Origin of the sequence: Herpetosiphon sp. (assembly GCF_003512625.1) — a bacterium.
Classification (GTDB): domain Bacteria; phylum Chloroflexota; class Chloroflexia; order Chloroflexales; family Herpetosiphonaceae; genus Herpetosiphon; species Herpetosiphon aurantiacus.
Map to the genome: position 1 here is coordinate 1 of NZ_DOPT01000055.1, position 1,134 is coordinate 1,134.

Below are 1,134 nucleotides of genomic sequence, written 5' to 3' on the forward strand. Positions count from 1 at the left end.
CGTGCAATTCGTGGCTAAAAATCTTCATGGATCAGAAACCTACCACATAACCAATGTATAAATTTCAGCATCGGATAATGTTGCAAGTTTCTCAGGGAGTTGCTGCTGGATTATTTGTTGAATTGTCGTTTCAATTAATAGCTGATCGCTGGGCCGCCCGCCTGCATCTTGGAGCGTTTTAGGTACATGATCTAAAACGAGTAAACAACCAAAATCGCGAATTTGGGCTGGCTCGATTATTTGGCTGGCAGTAATTTGGCCATGAGCTTGAGCATAAGTTGTTAATCCTGAGGCCAAACCCTTGAGTATCCCACGTCGATAACTTGGCTCAAACGGCACATGCTTATAACGCAGTAAACATTGCTCGATCCGACTGAAATAGCCAAATCGCAGGCCAAGCTTGATTTGAACATGCTCATTAGCGCCTTCAAACTCTAAATATCGCTGTGGATTCAGATCATGATAGATTAACCCATCAAGATAATCACGCAAGCCATTGGGGTAAAAAAGCTGGTTGGTCGTCGCTTGCATAACGTCAACCACCTCAATTCGACAACCTCGAAATAGCGTTGCCAAGCCGCGCAACGAACCTAAGAATTGATGGATTGAGCTAGTTCGATTTATAAAAATAGCGTGGTTAGGCACAAAATGGATTCTTCGGCAGCTGGCTTGGCTGGAACCAACTAGCTGTAATGCTGGAACAGTTGGCTCGCCGCTGTAGCTTAATTGATAATGTTGCCCAGCTTTATGGAGATCAATCGTGCAATATTGAGCAGCACCAAGCAAGTGAAATAGTTGATCTTCTGGCAACCCACAAAAATTATTGGATTCAATTGTCGCCTCAAAATCTTGCACAACAAAGCCTGCCTCTGGCAAGATAGTTATCTGAATCCGCTGAGCATGTTGGCTTTTTAGGAGAAAATCGACATATTCAACTAACAGCCGTTGAATTGCTATTCCATCATTGCCACCATAGTACATTCCTAGGTTTTCGCGGCGAAGCTGAATTGGGCTACGATTCGCTGGCATTTGAATCCTGCTAGCAGCATAAAGAGAATTATCGGCCATTCGTAAACCTTTTCTCAGCATTTATGGGTTTGAATCAGGAGTCTCGCCACCCTTCCGTCCCTCCGC

At 44.3% G+C, this 1,134-nt stretch carries 1 protein-coding gene; it reads right to left on the reverse strand.

Features of this window, described 5'->3' with window-relative positions:
• Positions 1 to 39: 39 nt before the first annotated feature.
• Positions 40 to 1,029, reverse strand: coding sequence for a DNA topoisomerase subunit B (locus tag DEF47_RS12095; protein ID WP_012191827.1), 990 nt, complete (start codon positions 1,027 to 1,029; stop codon positions 40 to 42).
• Positions 1,030 to 1,134: the final 105 nt, after the last annotated feature.

Bases quoted from the DNA above. Each gene is read 5' to 3' on its own strand.
- DEF47_RS12095 (WP_012191827.1), bottom strand. From the start codon at position 1,029: ATGCCAGCGAATCGTAGCCCAATTCAGCTTCGCCGCGAAAACCTAGGA.